19 protein-coding genes are annotated in these 13,661 nt (G+C 73.6%); 5 read left to right on the forward strand and 14 right to left on the reverse strand.

Annotated features, from left to right (window positions below; all coding sequences use genetic code 11):
* Positions 1–55: 55 nt before the first annotated feature.
* Together PIR53_08795 and PIR53_08800 are read right to left on the reverse strand one after the other, a co-directional pair.
* On the reverse strand, positions 56–985 hold the full coding sequence (locus PIR53_08795; protein ID WZH54072.1) for a class A beta-lactamase-related serine hydrolase: 930 nt from the start codon (positions 983–985) through the stop codon (positions 56–58).
* Positions 982–1,863, reverse strand: a complete 882-nt coding sequence (locus tag PIR53_08800) for a LysR family transcriptional regulator (protein ID WZH54073.1) — start codon at positions 1,861–1,863, stop codon at positions 982–984. Before PIR53_08800 ends, PIR53_08795 begins: the two co-directional genes overlap by 4 nt.
* Positions 1,864–1,983: 120 nt before the next feature.
* Here PIR53_08800 and bla point away from each other — a divergent pair, with 120 nt between their 5' ends.
* Positions 1,984–2,955 carry a class A beta-lactamase gene (gene bla / locus PIR53_08805; protein ID WZH54074.1) on the forward strand — a complete coding sequence of 324 codons (972 nt, stop codon included), beginning with the start codon at positions 1,984–1,986 and terminating at the stop codon, positions 2,953–2,955.
* Positions 2,956–2,980: 25 nt separating this feature from the next.
* Here bla and PIR53_08810 read toward each other — a convergent pair whose 3' ends face one another.
* Genes PIR53_08810 through PIR53_08820 form a run of 3 tightly spaced genes read right to left on the reverse strand, consistent with a single transcriptional unit; the run spans position 2,981 to position 5,370 of the window.
* Entirely contained in the window at positions 2,981–3,592 is a 612-nt protein-coding gene (locus PIR53_08810; protein WZH54075.1) for a methyltransferase, read from the reverse strand.
* A complete protein-coding gene (gene truA / locus PIR53_08815) occupies positions 3,585–4,418 on the reverse strand; it encodes a tRNA pseudouridine(38-40) synthase TruA (protein ID WZH54076.1) in 834 nt (277 codons plus the stop codon). Before truA ends, PIR53_08810 begins: the two co-directional genes overlap by 8 nt.
* A 10-nt stretch (positions 4,419–4,428) precedes the next feature.
* The gene (locus tag PIR53_08820; GenBank protein ID WZH54077.1) at positions 4,429–5,370 is read right to left on the reverse strand and encodes a PfkB family carbohydrate kinase; all 942 of its coding nucleotides are present in this window, start codon (positions 5,368–5,370) and stop codon (positions 4,429–4,431) included.
* Between the two features lie 59 nt (positions 5,371–5,429).
* Between PIR53_08820 and PIR53_08825 the strand changes: the two genes are divergently transcribed.
* The gene (locus tag PIR53_08825; GenBank protein WZH54078.1) at positions 5,430–5,786 is read left to right on the forward strand and encodes a GntR family transcriptional regulator; all 357 of its coding nucleotides are present in this window, start codon (positions 5,430–5,432) and stop codon (positions 5,784–5,786) included.
* A gap of 95 nt (positions 5,787–5,881) precedes the next feature.
* Here the strand turns inward: PIR53_08825 and PIR53_08830 are convergent, their stop codons facing one another.
* The 9 genes from PIR53_08830 to PIR53_08870 form a co-directional block, all read right to left on the reverse strand.
* On the reverse strand, positions 5,882–6,130 hold the full coding sequence (locus tag PIR53_08830) for a hypothetical protein (GenBank protein ID WZH54079.1): 249 nt from the start codon (positions 6,128–6,130) through the stop codon (positions 5,882–5,884).
* Between the two features lie 89 nt (positions 6,131–6,219).
* Positions 6,220–6,786: a 50S ribosomal protein L17 gene (gene rplQ, locus PIR53_08835; GenBank protein WZH54080.1), complete on the reverse strand. Its 567-nt coding sequence runs from the start codon at positions 6,784–6,786 to the stop codon at positions 6,220–6,222.
* A gap of 113 nt (positions 6,787–6,899) precedes the next feature.
* Complete coding sequence (locus PIR53_08840; protein WZH54081.1) at positions 6,900–7,916, reverse strand: DNA-directed RNA polymerase subunit alpha; 1,017 nt, start codon at positions 7,914–7,916, stop codon at positions 6,900–6,902.
* 118 nt (positions 7,917–8,034) lie between these two features.
* Positions 8,035–8,643 carry a 30S ribosomal protein S4 gene (rpsD, locus tag PIR53_08845; protein ID WZH54082.1) on the reverse strand — a complete coding sequence of 203 codons (609 nt, stop codon included), beginning with the start codon at positions 8,641–8,643 and terminating at the stop codon, positions 8,035–8,037.
* Positions 8,644–8,673: 30 nt separating this feature from the next.
* The gene (gene rpsK / locus PIR53_08850) at positions 8,674–9,081 is read right to left on the reverse strand and encodes a 30S ribosomal protein S11 (protein ID WZH54083.1); all 408 of its coding nucleotides are present in this window, start codon (positions 9,079–9,081) and stop codon (positions 8,674–8,676) included.
* 62 nt (positions 9,082–9,143) lie between these two features.
* Complete coding sequence (rpsM, locus tag PIR53_08855) at positions 9,144–9,518, reverse strand: 30S ribosomal protein S13 (protein ID WZH54084.1); 375 nt, start codon at positions 9,516–9,518, stop codon at positions 9,144–9,146.
* Between the two features lie 180 nt (positions 9,519–9,698).
* Positions 9,699–9,812, reverse strand: a complete 114-nt coding sequence (rpmJ, locus tag PIR53_08860; GenBank protein ID WZH54085.1) for a 50S ribosomal protein L36 — start codon at positions 9,810–9,812, stop codon at positions 9,699–9,701.
* Between the two features lie 32 nt (positions 9,813–9,844).
* Positions 9,845–10,066 (reverse strand): translation initiation factor IF-1, encoded by a 222-nt coding sequence (infA, locus tag PIR53_08865; protein ID WZH54086.1) that lies wholly within the window; start codon positions 10,064–10,066, stop codon positions 9,845–9,847.
* 317 nt (positions 10,067–10,383) lie between these two features.
* Positions 10,384–11,445, reverse strand: coding sequence for an LLM class flavin-dependent oxidoreductase (locus tag PIR53_08870; protein WZH54087.1), 1,062 nt, complete (start codon positions 11,443–11,445; stop codon positions 10,384–10,386).
* A gap of 123 nt (positions 11,446–11,568) precedes the next feature.
* Between PIR53_08870 and PIR53_08875 the strand changes: the two genes are divergently transcribed.
* Genes PIR53_08875 through PIR53_08885 form a run of 3 tightly spaced genes read left to right on the forward strand, consistent with a single transcriptional unit; the run spans position 11,569 to position 13,648 of the window.
* The gene (locus PIR53_08875) at positions 11,569–11,877 is read left to right on the forward strand and encodes an STAS domain-containing protein (GenBank protein WZH54088.1); all 309 of its coding nucleotides are present in this window, start codon (positions 11,569–11,571) and stop codon (positions 11,875–11,877) included.
* Between the two features lie 38 nt (positions 11,878–11,915).
* Positions 11,916–12,329 (forward strand): ATP-binding protein, encoded by a 414-nt coding sequence (locus tag PIR53_08880; protein ID WZH54089.1) that lies wholly within the window; start codon positions 11,916–11,918, stop codon positions 12,327–12,329.
* Positions 12,326–13,648: a SpoIIE family protein phosphatase gene (locus tag PIR53_08885; GenBank protein ID WZH54090.1), complete on the forward strand. Its 1,323-nt coding sequence runs from the start codon at positions 12,326–12,328 to the stop codon at positions 13,646–13,648. Before PIR53_08880 ends, PIR53_08885 begins: the two co-directional genes overlap by 4 nt.
* Positions 13,649–13,661: the final 13 nt, after the last annotated feature.

The following is a 13,661-nucleotide window of genomic DNA, read 5'->3' on the forward strand; positions in this document are numbered from 1 at the left end:
CGTCATGCGGAGCGGTGCCCGGGGCCGGCGCTCCGCATGACGTCCGGAGCCGAGCTCAGCCCGCCCGGAGCACGTCGTGGAGTCCGCGCGCGACGGCCGCCATCTCCGCCTCGGCGACCGGCTGCACGACCGCCGGCACCCGTGACCGCGTGAGGGCGACCACGGCGAGCACGCCGCCGTCGTCGTGCTCGACCACGCCCGCCTCGTGACGCTCGTTGAGCAGGGTCCCGGTCTTCGACGACCACCGCGCGGCGTCGCTGGCCAGCTCGGTGGCGAGGCGCTGCCGCATGACGTTGAGGCCGAGGAGCGACCGCACCCGCCGCGCCACCTCCGGACGCACCGGGCTGTCGCCGGTGGGCGCCCACAACGCCTCCAGCAGGTCGGCCAGCGCCGTCGCGGTGGCCGTCGAGGCGCGGGTGAGGTCGAGCTGCGCCACGGCGTGGCCGCCGTCGGCGGTGCCCGTGCCGATGGCCAGCCGGTGGGCCAGGTGCCCCTCGGTGGCGTCGAGCCGCTCGGCCGGCGTCGCGTTCAGGTCTCCCACCGGGTGGCGCACCTCGATGCCCTCGACCCCCACCGCGGCGAGGTAGGCACCGACCTCCGCCGGGGGCACGAGGCCGAACAGCGCGTCCGCAGCCGTCGAGTCGCTGAGCGACACCGCGAGGTAGAGCAGGTCTTCCACCGCCACGTCCACGGGGTGCCGGAAGCGCCCCGTGCCCGGCGGACCCGGCCGGTCGACGAGTGCCGGGTCGCCCGGGCCGACCCGCAGCCGCCGGGCCGGGTCGATCGCGCCGGTCGCCACCCGCTCGAGCACGGCCATCGCGAGCGGGACCTTCACGAGGGACGCCACGGCGTACCGTTCCTGCGGCTCGATCGCCACCTGCTGCCCCGTGCGGAGGTCACGCACCAGGAACGACCCGGCGAGCCCCGCCTCGTGCAGCCGGGTGCGGAGGCGGCGGACCCGGAGGTCCTCGGTGGGGATGCTCACGCGGGAACCCCCAGCAGCCGGCCGAGCGGTACGGCGAGCGCGTCCGCCAGCGCTGCCTGCTCGCCCCGGTCCCCGGTCACCAGGGCGTGCCCGCGCGCCCAGCTGCCGTCGGCGAGCTCGCCCACGGGTCGCCAATGGAGGTCGAGCGCCTCCGCCTCGGCCGCCGAGCAGACGACGAGGTCCCCGGCGAGCACGGCGGCGGTCGCGGCCGCGTCGGACGTCGCGACGGCGACCTGACCGGGCCGCAGGCCGAGGGCGTCGCGGAGGCGGAGCAGGGGGTCGCGCACGTGGGGCACGTCGTCCTCGGGGAGGAGGTGGACGCGGCGTGCGCGGTCGGCGCCCCGCACGACCCGCAGCGCCGCGAGGTGGATCCGGGCACCAGGACCGACGGCGTCCTCCGCGATCCCCAGGGGCACGCACCAGGTCGCCCGGTCGGCCGGCACCGGCACGACGGCGGCGTCGGCCACGCGCTCGTCCACGGCGGTGCGGCGCGCGATGACGTCCCGGACGTCGACCTCGAGGCGCAGCTCCCGGTCGCGTCCGGCCTCGACCACGTCGGCCAGGGCCCGTGGCGTCACGAGAGGTCCCGCGCCGACCAGCAGGGAACGCGGGCGGCGGCCGGCCCGCTCGGCGGCGAGCCCGAGCTCGTCAGCCGTGCGGACGAGCCGCCGGGCCAGGGGCAGCAGGTCCTGGGCGGTGGGGGTGAGCCGCGCCCGCCGGGCGCGCCGGTCGAGCAGATCCGCGCCGAGGGTGCGCTCGAGCGCCGCCAGGCGTCGGCTCGCGACCGACTGCGGCACGCCCAGCACGGCCGCACCCCGGGTGACGCTGCCCTGCTCGCCCACCTGCACGAGCACCCGGCACGCTGCGACGAGGTCCACCCGAGCAGTGTGCCACCCATGCCCATCGAGCATGGCTCCGCGCGAACCGGTCTTGGACAGCATGGGTCGTGCCCCCGCAGGGTGGCGTCCGTCCCGCACCTCACTCGGAAGGTCCGCCCGATGCGCCTCCTGCCCCGCCGCCGCTCGTCGTCCGTCCGTCAGCTGCTCGCCACCGCCGTCCTCGGCGTGGCGCTCGTCGCACCCGCCGGCGCGATACCCGGTACCGCCACGGCTGCCGGCCCGGCGGCCGGCCCGGCGGCCGCGAGCGCGGGCGTTCCCTCCGGGCGCAGCACGGAGGCGCGGTTCTCGGCACTCGAGCGGCGGTACGACGCGCGTCTCGGCGTCGTCGCCCTCGAGGTCGACACGGGCCGCGTGGTCGCCCACCGGCCCGACGAGCGCTTCGCCTTCGCCTCCACCATCAAGGCGCTGCAGGTCGGCGCCCTGCTCCGCACCGCCACCGATGCCGACCTGGACCGCGTCGTGCGGTGGACCGAGGACGACCTCGTCACCTACTCCCCCATCACCGAGCAGCACGTCGCCGACGGGCTCACGGTGCGGGAGCTCGCCGACGCCGCGGTCCGCTACAGCGACAACACCGCGGCCAACCTGCTCTTCGACGAGCTCGGCGGACCCGCGGGGCTGACGGCCGAGCTGCGACGGATCGGCGACACCACGACGACCTCGGTGCGCGAGGAGCCGGACCTCAACACGGCGGTGCCCGGCGACCCGCGCGACACCAGCACCCCGCGTGCCCTCGCGCGCTCGCTCGCGTCGTACACGCTCGGCTGCGTGCTCACCCCCGACCGCCGCGCCGAGCTCGTCGACCTCCTGGTGCGCAACACCACCGGCGACGCCCTCGTGCGGGCCGGCGCCCCCGACGGCTGGACGATCGGGGACAAGACCGGCTCGGCGTCCTACGGCACCCGCAACGACATCGCCGTCGCGTGGCCGCCCGCGGGCTCGGACCGCTCGCCCGTCGTCATCGCCGTCCTCACGAGCGGCGACGAGGTGGACGACCCCACCCACGACGCCCTCGTCGCCGACGCCACCCGCGTGGCGTTCGCCGGCCTCGGGGTGGGCCGAGCCGGGTGACAAGTGCCGTACCCCCCCAGGGGTATCACCCGCGGCGCACCTCGAGCACGCGGAAGCCCTTGGCGCTGGCGATGCGCTCGGTCGGCCAGCCCTGCTCGCCCAGCCAGCGCTGCAGCGAGTCGGCGCCGAGGTTGCGGCCGACGACCAGCACCGCGCGGCCGCCGGGCGCCAGGCGCGGGAGCCACGTCAGCAGCAGCTCGTGGAGCGCCGCCTTGCCGATGCGGATGGGCGGGTTGGACCAGATCTCGTCGTACGTCGCGTCCGGCGCCACCTCGCCGGGCAGCAGCGCCTCGTAGCGGTCGACCACCCCGAGGCCCACCGCGTTCTCCCGCGCCAGCAGGAGCGCCCGTTCGTTGACGTCGACGGCGGTGACCCGCGCGTCGGGGAGGCACCGGGCGAGCGCGAGGCCGATGACGCCGTACCCGCAGCCGAGGTCGAGCACCCGCTCCACGTCGGTCGGCGGGTCGGTCTCCCGGAACAGCACCGCCGTGCCCACGTCGAGCCGGCCGCGGGCGAAGACACCGGAGCCGGTGTCGAGCCGCAGGTGCTCGTCCCAGACCTCGACCTCGATCCGCTCGCGCGTGAAGGGGACCGAGGGATCCGCGGTGAAGTAGTGCTCGTCGGGCTGCTCAGTCACGCGTCCGCACCTTCCGGGTCTCCTCCGCGCGGCGGGCGAGCTCCGCGTCGTCGGGGTAGCCCACCTCCTCGAGCACGAGGCCGTGCGCGTGCACGACCTGGACCGACGGGTCGCGGACGCCGGCGAGGAGCACGTCGCGCGCCCACCCGGGCGAGCGGCGTCCCTCGCCCACGGCCAGGAGGCAGCCGACGAGGGCGCGCACCATGTTGTGGCAGAACGCGTCGGCCCGGATGGTGCCCTCGAGCAGCCCGCTGTCGTGGCGCACCCAGCGCAGGTCGAGCAGGTTGCGGATCGTCGTGGCGCCGGGGCGCTTCTTGCAGAAGGCGGCGAAGTCCTGCTCGCCGACGAGGTCGGCGGACGCGGCGTTCATGAGTTCCTCGTCGACCGGCTGTCCCCAGGCCAGCACGTGGCGTCGCGTCAACGGGTCGACGAGCTCGGGACGGTCGGCGATGCGGTAGGCGTAGCGTCGCCACACCGCCGAGAAGCGCGCGTCGAAGCCCTCCGGCGCGAGGCGCGTGCGGTGGACCCGGACGTCCGCGGGGAGCACGCCGTTGAGCTTGCGCGTCAGGGCGGGGACCGGGTCGGTGACGCCGCGGCTCGCCGACGCGGCGACCCGCTCGTCGTCGAGGTCGACGTGCACGACCTGACCCCGCGCGTGCACGCCGGCGTCGGTGCGCCCGGCGACGACGACGGAGACCGGCTCCGGCAGGCGCAGCACGGTGGCCAGGCCCCGCTCGAGCTCGCCCTGCACGGTGCGCAGCGTCGGCTGGGTGGCCCAGCCGTGGAAGCCGGTGCCGTCGTAGGCGAGGTCGATCCGCAGGCGCACGCGGAGGATCCTACGAGCGGGAGAGCGGGCCGAGCTCGGCGAGGTGCGGCGGGTCCGCCCCCGGCCGCGACACCGTCAGCGCCGCGGCCCGCGCGGCCCAGGCCAGAGCGGTCCCGAGGTCCTCGGGGGCCAGGTCGTCCAGTCGCGCCCGCGCCTCCGCGCCGACGACGCCGAGCTCCCACAGCGCGCTGACGAAGGCCGCGGCGAGGGTGTCGCCGGCCCCGATCGTGTCGACCACGCCGAGGTCGGTGACGGCCGGCACGCCGGCCACGAGACCCGCCCGGTGGCACTCGGCCCCCGCCGCGCCCCGGGTCACCACGACGAGGCGGGCGCCCAGGCCCAGGAGGCGCTCGACCGCCTCCTCCTCGGTGAGCGCAGGCCACAGGGCCGCCAGGTCCTCGTCGGAGGCCTTCACCACGTCGGACGCCGCGACCAGCGCCTCGACCCGCGCGACGACCTCGGGTCCCGTCCCCGTGATCGCGGGCCGGGCGTTGACGTCGTAGCTCACGAGGGCGCGCGACCGCTCCCGCTGCACGACAGCCAGGACGTCCTCGCACCCGGGTGGCAGCACCGCGGCGATCGAGCAGACGTGCACCCAGCCGGGCACGCCCTCGCGCACCGTGACCTCTCCCAGACGCCATTCGAGGTCGAACTCGTACGACGCGGCGCCGTCCGCCGCGATCGTCGCGACCGCCGAGGACGTGCGCCCGATCGTCTCCGGGTCGGCGGCCAGCCGGACGCCGTCGCGCCCGATGTGGGCGGCGAGGATCGCGCCGTACCGGTCGTCGGCCATCGCCGTCGCGAACCACGTCGGGCGGCCGAGCCGCGCCAGGGCGACGGCGACGTTGGCCGCGCTCCCCCCGGCCCGCTCGTCGTCGCCCCCGTCGGCGCGGCGCACCACGTCCACGAGGGCCTCGCCCACCACCAGCGCCACCTGCTGCTCCTGTGCCACGGGGCCACCTCATCACACGTCGTACGTCGCGGCGAGCGCGGGCGGCTACCGTGCGGCGGGTGACGATCCAGCCGCCCGACCCCGCGTCGGCCACGCCCCCGTTCGAGCAGCTGCGGGCCCAGGTCGCGGCCCTGGTGGCCGCGGGCGACCTCGCCGCCGGGGAACGCCTGCCGACCGTGCGCGGTCTCGCCGAGCAGCTCGGTCTCGCCGCCGGCACCGTGGCCCGGGTCTACCGGGAGCTGGAGGCCGACGGCGTCGTCGAGACCCGGGGCCGCGCGGGCACGTTCGTGGCCGAGTCGCCCGCGGCCGCCGAGGGCGACGTCGGGACCGCGGCCGCGGCGTACGTCGCCGCCGCCCGCCGCGCCGGCCTCACCCGCGCGGAGGCGCACAATGCGCTCGACCGCGCCTGGCCCTGACCGACGTCGAGTTGTCACGTACGCAGCGGCAGATGCGCCGAGTTGTCACGTACGCCGCGACGCGACGCTGCGTACGTGACAACTCGGCGGGGGGGTCAGTCCTGGCGCGCCGCGATGATGTGCTCGCCGGCGGACTCCTCCTGGGCGGCCGCGGCGTCGGGCGCGTCCGTCGTCGGCGCGACGTCGTCGGCGCCCGGGGTCGGATCGTCGCCGCCGTCGGGCTCTTCCTCCGCGCCCGCGACGGGCTGACCCGCCTCGGCCTCGCGGGCGTCGCCCTCGAGGGTCGGCTCGGTGGTGGGGTCCTCGGTGCGCAGCTCCTCGGCGGGAGACTTCTCGGTGCTCATGGGCCCACCGTAGGGAGGGCCCCGAAATGCGGAACGGCCCGCCACCCCGGAGGGTGACGGACCGTTCGTGGTGCTGCAGGGGGGACCGATCAGGCCTTGGCCTCGGGGGCCTCGTCCGTGGCGTCCTCGGAGGTCTCCTCGGCGGGGGCCTCGGCGGCCTCGTCCGTGGTCTCCTCGGTGGTCTCCTCGGCGGCCGGCGTTTCCTCGGCGGGCTCCTCGACCGGCGCGGCGGGCGCGGCGGGCTTGGTGACGGCCTTCGCGACGTACTCCTCCGTCACGAGCTCGATGACCGCCATGGGGGCGTTGTCGCCCTTGCGGGGGCCGAGCTTCGTGATGCGGGTGTAGCCGCCCGGACGCTCCGCGAACGTCGGCGCGATCTCCGTGAAGAGGACGTGCACGATGCTCTTGTCGCGGACGGTCTTGAGGACCTCACGACGCTGGTGGAGCGAGACGACGGCCTCGTCGGCCTGCTCCGCCTTGTAGGCCTTGACGGCCTTGGTGATGAGCTTCTCCGCGACGGGGCGCAGCGTGCGGGCACGCGACTCCGTCGTGACGATGCGGCCGTGCTCGAACAGCTGGGTGGCCAGGTTCGACAGGATCAGGCGCTGGTGGGCCGGGCTGCCGCCGAGGCGGGGACCCTTCTTGGGGGTGGGCATCGCAGATCTCTACCTTCTTCCCGGCCGTACCAGGTACCGGGATAGACACGGGGCCGCGGCGCGGCCCCAGGGGCGGGCTCGGACGGCCGGTCGGCCGTCCGAGCAGGGGTGGATCAGTACTGCTCGTCCTCGACGAACGCGTCGTCCTCGTCGTCGCCGTACGCCGCGAGGGCGGTGGCGGGGTCGAAGCCGGGGGCGCTGTCCTTGAGCGAGAGGCCCATCTCCACGAGCTTGGCCTTGACCTCGTCGATCGACTTCGCACCGAAGTTGCGGATGTCGAGCAGGTCCTGCTCCGAGCGCGAGATGAGCTCACCCACGGTGTGGATGCCCTCGCGCTTGAGGCAGTTGTAGGACCGCACGGTGAGCTGCAGGTCCTCGACCGGCAGGGCCAGGTCGGCCGCCAGCTGCTCGTCGACGGGCGACGGGCCGATGTCGATGCCCTCGGCCTCGACGTTGAGCTCGCGGGCCAGGCCGAAGAGCTCGACCAGCGTCTTGCCCGCCGAGGCGAGCGCGTCGCGGGGCTGGATCGACGGCTTGGTCTCGACGTCGATGATCAGCTTGTCGAAGTCGGTGCGCTGCTCGACACGGGTGGCCTCGACCTTGTAGGTCACCTTCAGCACGGGGCTGTAGATGGAGTCGACCGGGATGCGGCCGATCTCGTTGTCGGCACCCTTGTTCTGCACAGCCGACACGTAGCCACGGCCACGCTCGACGACGAGCTCCATCTCCAGGCGGCCCTTGTCGGACAGCGTGGCGATCTTGAGGTCGGGGTTGTGGACCTCGACACCGGCCGGCGGAGCGATGTCCGCGGCGGTGACGTCACCGGCACCCGACTTGCGCAGGTACATGGTGACCGGCTCGTCGTGCTCGGAGGAGACCACGAGACCCTTGAGGTTCAGGATGATCTCGGTGACGTCCTCCTTGACGCCCTCGACCGTCGAGAACTCGTGGAGCACGTTGTCGAGCTTGATGCTGGTGACCGCGGCGCCCGGGATCGAGGACAGGAGCGTGCGGCGCAGGGAGTTGCCGAGCGTGTAGCCGAAGCCCGGCTCCAGGGGCTCGATGACGAACCGGGACCGGTAGTCCCCGGCGGCGTTCTCGTCCAGGGTCGGGCGCTGAGCGATGAGCACTGGTTGGTTCCTTTCCGGGCTCACCCACTATTTGATGGGCCCGAACGTGATGGAAGGAAAGGTCGAACGACAGTGCGGGGCACCCGGCTCGAGGAGCCGGGAACCCCGCACCGCTGGATCACTTCTTGGAGTAGAACTCCACGATCAGCTGCTCCTGGACGGGCACGTCGATCTGCGCACGGACCGGGCGCGAGTGCACCAGGATCCGCATGCGGCTCGGGACGGCCTCGAGCCACGCCGGGACGACGCGCTCGCCGTGGGTCTCGCGCGCGACGATGAACGGCGTCGTCTCGAGCGACTTCTCCCGCACGTCGATGACGTCGTACTGCGCCACCTGGTAGCTCGGGATGTTGACCTTCTTGCCGTTCACCAGGAAGTGGCCGTGGCTCACGAGCTGGCGGGCGTGGCGACGCGTGCGGGCGAACCCGGCGCGGTAGACCACGTTGTCGAGACGGCACTCCAGGAGCTGGAGCAGGTTGTCACCCGTCTTGCCCGTGCGGCGCGACGCCTCGACGTAGTAGTTGTAGAACTGGCGCTCGAGCACGCCGTAGCTGATGCGCGCCTTCTGCTTCTCCTGCAGCTGCGCGCGGTACTCGCTCTCCTTCACCCGCGCGCGGCCGTGCATGCCGGGCGGGTAGGGGCGACGCTCGAACGCGGCGTCGCCACCGACGAGGTCGACACCGAGACGGCGCGACTTCTTGGTCATGGGGCCGGTGTAACGGGCCATCTGATCAGTCTCCTAGGTCTCTGGTGTCGGTCAGACGCGGCGGCGCTTGGGCGGCCGGCATCCGTTGTGGGGCTGCGGCGTGACGTCCTGGATGGTGCCGACCTCGAGGCCGATCGCACCCAGGGAGCGGATCGCCGTCTCGCGGCCCGAGCCCGGGCCCTTCACGAAGACGTCGATCTTCTTCATGCCGTGCTCCATCGCCCGACGACCAGCGGCCTCAGCAGCCATCTGCGCGGCGTACGGCGTGGACTTGCGCGAGCCCTTGAAGCCGACGGTGCCGGCGGAGGCCCACGAGATCACGGCACCGGTGGGGTCCGTGATGGTGACGATGGTGTTGTTGAACGTGCTCTTGATGTGAGCCTCGCCGGCGGCGACGTTCTTCTTCTCCTTGCGGCGCACCTTCTTGGCGCCAGCCGCAGCGCGTCCCTTGGGGGGCATGCGTTATCTCCTGAAAGTCTGGTGAGCTCGTGACGAGTGGACCGTTGATCCGCGAAGCGGGATCAGCGGGCCTTCTTCTTGCCGGCGACCGTGCGCTTCGGGCCCTTGCGGGTGCGCGCGTTGGTCTTGGTGCGCTGACCGCGGACCGGGAGGCCCATGCGGTGACGGCGACCCTGGTAGCTGCCGATCTCGATCTTGCGGCGGATGTCGGCCTGGACCTCGCGTCGGAGGTCACCCTCGAACTTGTAGTTGGCCTCGATCTCGTCGCGGAGCTTCACCAGCTCCTCGTCACCCAGCGTGTGCACGCGGGCGTTCGGGTCGACCCCGGTCGCCGCGAGGATCTGCTGGGAGCTGGTACGGCCGATGCCGTAGATGTAGGTGAGTGCGATCTCGACGCGCTTGTCGCGCGGGAGGTCAACACCAACGAGGCGTGCCATGAATGGCGTTTCCCTTCGATGTGCACAGAGGTCTCGGTCGTGTCGCCTCCCGGACGGTCGACCAGCTGGTCGACCACGGGCTCCGGCCTCTGCTCCGGAGGTGCATCCCCCGCCGTGCGGCGGGTTGAGCGATCACGTGGGTGGGGGTGGTGCTGGTGGCCGGCGGACCGGCCCGGTGCGTCAGCCCTGGCGCTGCTTGTGACGCGGGTTCTCGCAGATGACCATGACGCGCGAGTGGCGACGGATCACCTTGCACTTGTCACAGATGGGCTTGACGCTCGGCTTGACCTTCACGAGGAGGTCCTTTCAACGTGTCTCGGCTGATGTCACTTGTAGCGGTAGACGATGCGGCCGCGGGTCAGGTCGTACGGCGAGAGCTCCACCACCACTCGGTCCTCGGGGAGGATCCGGATGTAGTGCTGGCGCATCTTGCCGCTGATGTGCGCGAGGACCTTGTGCCCGTTGCTCAGCTCCACGCGGAACATCGCGTTCGGGAGAGCCTCGATGACGGAGCCCTCGATCTCGATGACGCCTTCCTTCTTGGCCATGTCCTCCACAATCCGTCGTACCGGCTGACCGGTGCTGGTCGTCTCGTCTACCGTGTCGTGCACCCCGCGACCGTGGGGTCGCGTGGCCGGCCCGGGAACCGCCTGGTGCCCTCCGAGGAGGACGGTCCAGTGGACCTCGTGCAGCCGCCCGTCGTGTCCCATCCCGGCGAGCCGGGCAGCCGCAGGACACGGCGAAGCAGACCCACGTTGGGCCGACGCACGAGTCTAGGGAAACGCCCCAACAATTCCTAATCGGCCCGTACGGCCCCCGCGCCGCCCTCGGAACCGGCCCCGGAACCGCCCGGGAGGCTGGTCCCTCAGGCCGCGGCGAGCAGCCGCAGGGTCTCCTCGCGCGCCGGCGAACCGGTGGCCGCCGTGCCCTCCGTCGCCCCGTCGACCGGGTGGACCATCACCTCGTCCACCCCGAACGTCGCGGCCAGCGCCGCCACCTGGGCGCGGGCCGCCGCGGCGTCGCCCACGACCCACCGCGCGAGCATGGCGTCCACGAACTCCTGGTGCGAGGCGGGCAGCTCCACGGCCTCCGCCTCCTCCACGCTCAGCTGGGGACCGAGCGGAGACCCGGTGCGCAGCGCCAGCATCATCAGCTGCTGCGGCCGCGCCCGGCGCCGGGCCTCGGCCTCCGTCTCCGCCACCGCGGCGTTCACGGTGAGGAAGGTTCGGGGCGCCGCGAGCGCCTCGGAGGGGCGGAACTCGCGGCGGTAGATCTCGAGGGCGCGCTCCGTGCCCTCGCCCGAGAAGTGGTGGGCGAAGACGTAGGGCAGGCCCTTCTGGGCCGCCAGGTGCGCCGAGTAGTCGGAGGACCCGAGCAGCCACAGCTGCGGCACCGAGGTCGCGACCGGGGTCGCGCGCAGCTCGTGCGTGCGACCGTGCAGCTGCAGGCCGACCCCGTCGGGCGACATCATCGCGACGACGTTGCCGACGTGCTCGGCGAAGCGCGCGACCGCCTCGTCGTCGCCGCCGGCCGGGCCGCCGTGGCGCAGCGCGAAGCTCGTCACGGGGTCGGACCCCGGGGCGCGCCCGATGCCGAGGTCGATCCTGCCGGGGTGTGCCGCCTCGAGCAGCGCGAACTGCTCGGCCACCGCGAGCGGGGCGTGGTTGGGGAGCATCACCCCGCCCGAGCCCACGCGGATCCGCTCGGTGGCCGCCGCCAGCATGGCGATGATCACGGGCGGGTTGGTAGCCGCGACCGCCGGCATGTTGTGGTGCTCCGCCACCCAGTAGCGCTCGTACCCCGCGGCGTCCGCCACCTGGGCCAGGGAACGGGACGCGGCGAGCGCGTCGCCGGTGGTCTGCTCGCGCCGTACCGGCACGAGGTCGAGGACGGAGAGGCGGGGGCGGGCGGCAGTGGTCTCGGGCATCGTCGGTGCAGCGCCCGGGGACATGGCGATATTCCCGCGCACCTGCGTCTCCGGGCACCCGTCGGGGTGAGGGGGGTCACCGGGGCCGCGGAGGCGTTCCGGGGCCTCCCGTACAGTGCTCCCGTGACCGCTACCTCCTTCTCCGCCACGTCGGCGCCGGGGAGCCTCGTCCTGTCGGGAGACATCGACGCTGCTGACCACCGCGCCCTCAACGACCTCATCGAGCAGGCCAGCGAGACGTTCACGCAGAACCTCACGGTGGACCTCCGTGCCGTGACGTTCCTGCCGAGCATCATCGTCGGCGTCCTCGCCCGCGCCACCGTGCTGGCGAAGAAGAACGGCGCGCAGGTGACGCTGGTCGCCGCCGAGGGCAGCGTCCCGCAGCGCGTGCTCACCGTCTGCAAGATCCCCTTCCAGCAGGTCGACGCCTGAGGGCGCACGCCCGCTGACCCCCCCTCGGACGCCCCGCCATGACCACGAGCCCCCTCAGTTCCCCGCCACCGGGCTGGCACGTCGTCGACGTGCCCCACTCCGACGAGGCCGCCCGGCGGACCTGCGACGTGGTGCGGGGCGCGCTCGAGGCGCTGCACCTGCCGACGCACGTGCTGAACGACGCGGTGATCGTCGCCGGCGAGCTCGTCATCAACGCCGTCGAGCACGGCTCCCCCGGCCCCGGTGACCAGATCGAGCTGGCCTGGAGTGTCGAGCCGTCGCACGTCGTGCTCCGCGTGACGGACGGCGGCGCCGGCCCCGCCATCACCGTGCAGCCCGTCTCCGACGACGGCCTGCGCGGGCGCGGGCTCGCCATGGTCGCGGCCATCTGCGACGACTGGAGCGTCACCCGCAGCACCGGGACCACCGTCACCGCCCGGATCGCCCTGTGACCGACACCGGGAGCCGGGCCCACCTCGACGCGGACGAGCAGGCCACCCTGCTCCTCGAGCGGGAGGCCCTCCAGCAGCACCTGGGCGAGGTGCTCGGTGCCGTGCACCGACCCGCCCGGGCACTCGAGCTGACCGTCGACACCTTCGTCGACCACGCGGTCGACTTCGCGCAGGTCGCCCTCCACAGCCACCAGGGGTGGATGTCGGTCGGCCGCACCCGTGGCCACGACCTGGTCGGCGAGCGCGACCGTCCCATCGGCCGCCGCCAGGCGGAGGCCGTGCGGGACGTGCTCTCCCGGCAGGCCCCCGAGCACTGGGTCCTGCCGCCCGAGACCCCCGAGCGCGAGCTCATGCTGACGCAGCTGCTGGGCGAGAGCCCGCTGGTGGCCCAGCTGACGGAGCTCGACGCCGCCTCCGTGCTGAGCCTCCCCCTGGTGGCGCGCGGACGGGGCATCGGGCTCCTCACCCTCGCCCGTGCCCGCGGTCGCGACCTCACCGCCGACGACGTGCTGTTCCTCGAGGACGTCGCCCAGCGGCTCGCCGTCGCCCTCGACGTGACCATCGTCGTGGCCGACAACCGGCACGCGGCGAGCACGCTGCGCACCGCGCTGCTCCCGCCGCCCCTGCCGGCGAGCGCCGGGCTCGACGTCGCGTCGTACAACCGCGTGGCGCAGGAGGAGGTGACCGTGGGGGGCGACTTCATCGACCTCCACGGCAGCGAGACCGACCTGACCCTGCTGCTGGGTGACGCCGTCGGCAAGGGCGTCGGCGCGGCCGTCGCCGCGAAACGGATCCGCACCTCGGTGCGCACGGCGGCCCTCGTCGACCGCTCCCCCGACCGGGTGCTGACGCTCACCAACCAGGTGCTGGTGCACGAGGCCGAGTCGCCCGTCGAGAGCTTCGCGACCGCTGTCTGCGCCCGCCTGCGGCGCCAGGACGACGGCGCGTTCGAGGTGACGTTGTGCAACGCCGGCCACCCGCCGCCGATCATCCTGCGACGCGAGGGCACGTTGGAGTACGTCGAGTCCCACGGTCCCGCCCTCGGCATCTTCGAGGACGCCGAGTTCGGCTGGTCGGTGCACCGGCTCGAGCCGGGTGACACCCTGATCTGCTACACCGACGGGATCACCGAGGCGCGCGGACGGGTCGACATGTTCGGCGAGGACGGCATCGCCACGGCGCTGGCCGGGCTCGGTGGCGCCCCCAGCAGCGCGGTCGTCGAGCGCTTGGCAATGAGCGTCTCGTCCTTCCTCGGACCCGATTCCTCGGACCGTGACGACGCCGCGATCATCGCGCTGCAGCCGTCCGCGTCGGCCTGAGCGGTCCCGACCC

The organism is Nocardioides alkalitolerans (assembly GCA_038184435.1).
Lineage (GTDB): Bacteria > Actinomycetota > Actinomycetes > Propionibacteriales > Nocardioidaceae > Nocardioides > Nocardioides alkalitolerans_A.

What these genes read in the sequence shown, in the direction of transcription:
- rplQ (WZH54080.1), bottom strand. Translation starts at nt 6,786, where the DNA reads ATGCCCACCCCCAAGAAGGGTCCCCGCCTCGGCGGCAGCCCGGCCCAC.
- infA (WZH54086.1), bottom strand. Translation starts at nt 10,066, where the DNA reads ATGGCCAAGAAGGAAGGCGTCATCGAGATCGAGGGCTCCGTCATCGAG.
- rpsK (WZH54083.1), bottom strand. Translation starts at nt 9,081, where the DNA reads ATGCCCCCCAAGGGACGCGCTGCGGCTGGCGCCAAGAAGGTGCGCCGC.
- PIR53_08830 (WZH54079.1), bottom strand. Translation starts at nt 6,130, where the DNA reads ATGAGCACCGAGAAGTCTCCCGCCGAGGAGCTGCGCACCGAGGACCCC.
- bla (WZH54074.1), top strand. Translation starts at nt 1,984, where the DNA reads ATGCGCCTCCTGCCCCGCCGCCGCTCGTCGTCCGTCCGTCAGCTGCTC.
- rpsM (WZH54084.1), bottom strand. Translation starts at nt 9,518, where the DNA reads ATGGCACGCCTCGTTGGTGTTGACCTCCCGCGCGACAAGCGCGTCGAG.
- PIR53_08880 (WZH54089.1), top strand. Translation starts at nt 11,916, where the DNA reads ATGACCACGAGCCCCCTCAGTTCCCCGCCACCGGGCTGGCACGTCGTC.
- PIR53_08870 (WZH54087.1), bottom strand. Translation starts at nt 11,445, where the DNA reads ATGCCCGAGACCACTGCCGCCCGCCCCCGCCTCTCCGTCCTCGACCTC.
- rpsD (WZH54082.1), bottom strand. Translation starts at nt 8,643, where the DNA reads ATGGCCCGTTACACCGGCCCCATGACCAAGAAGTCGCGCCGTCTCGGT.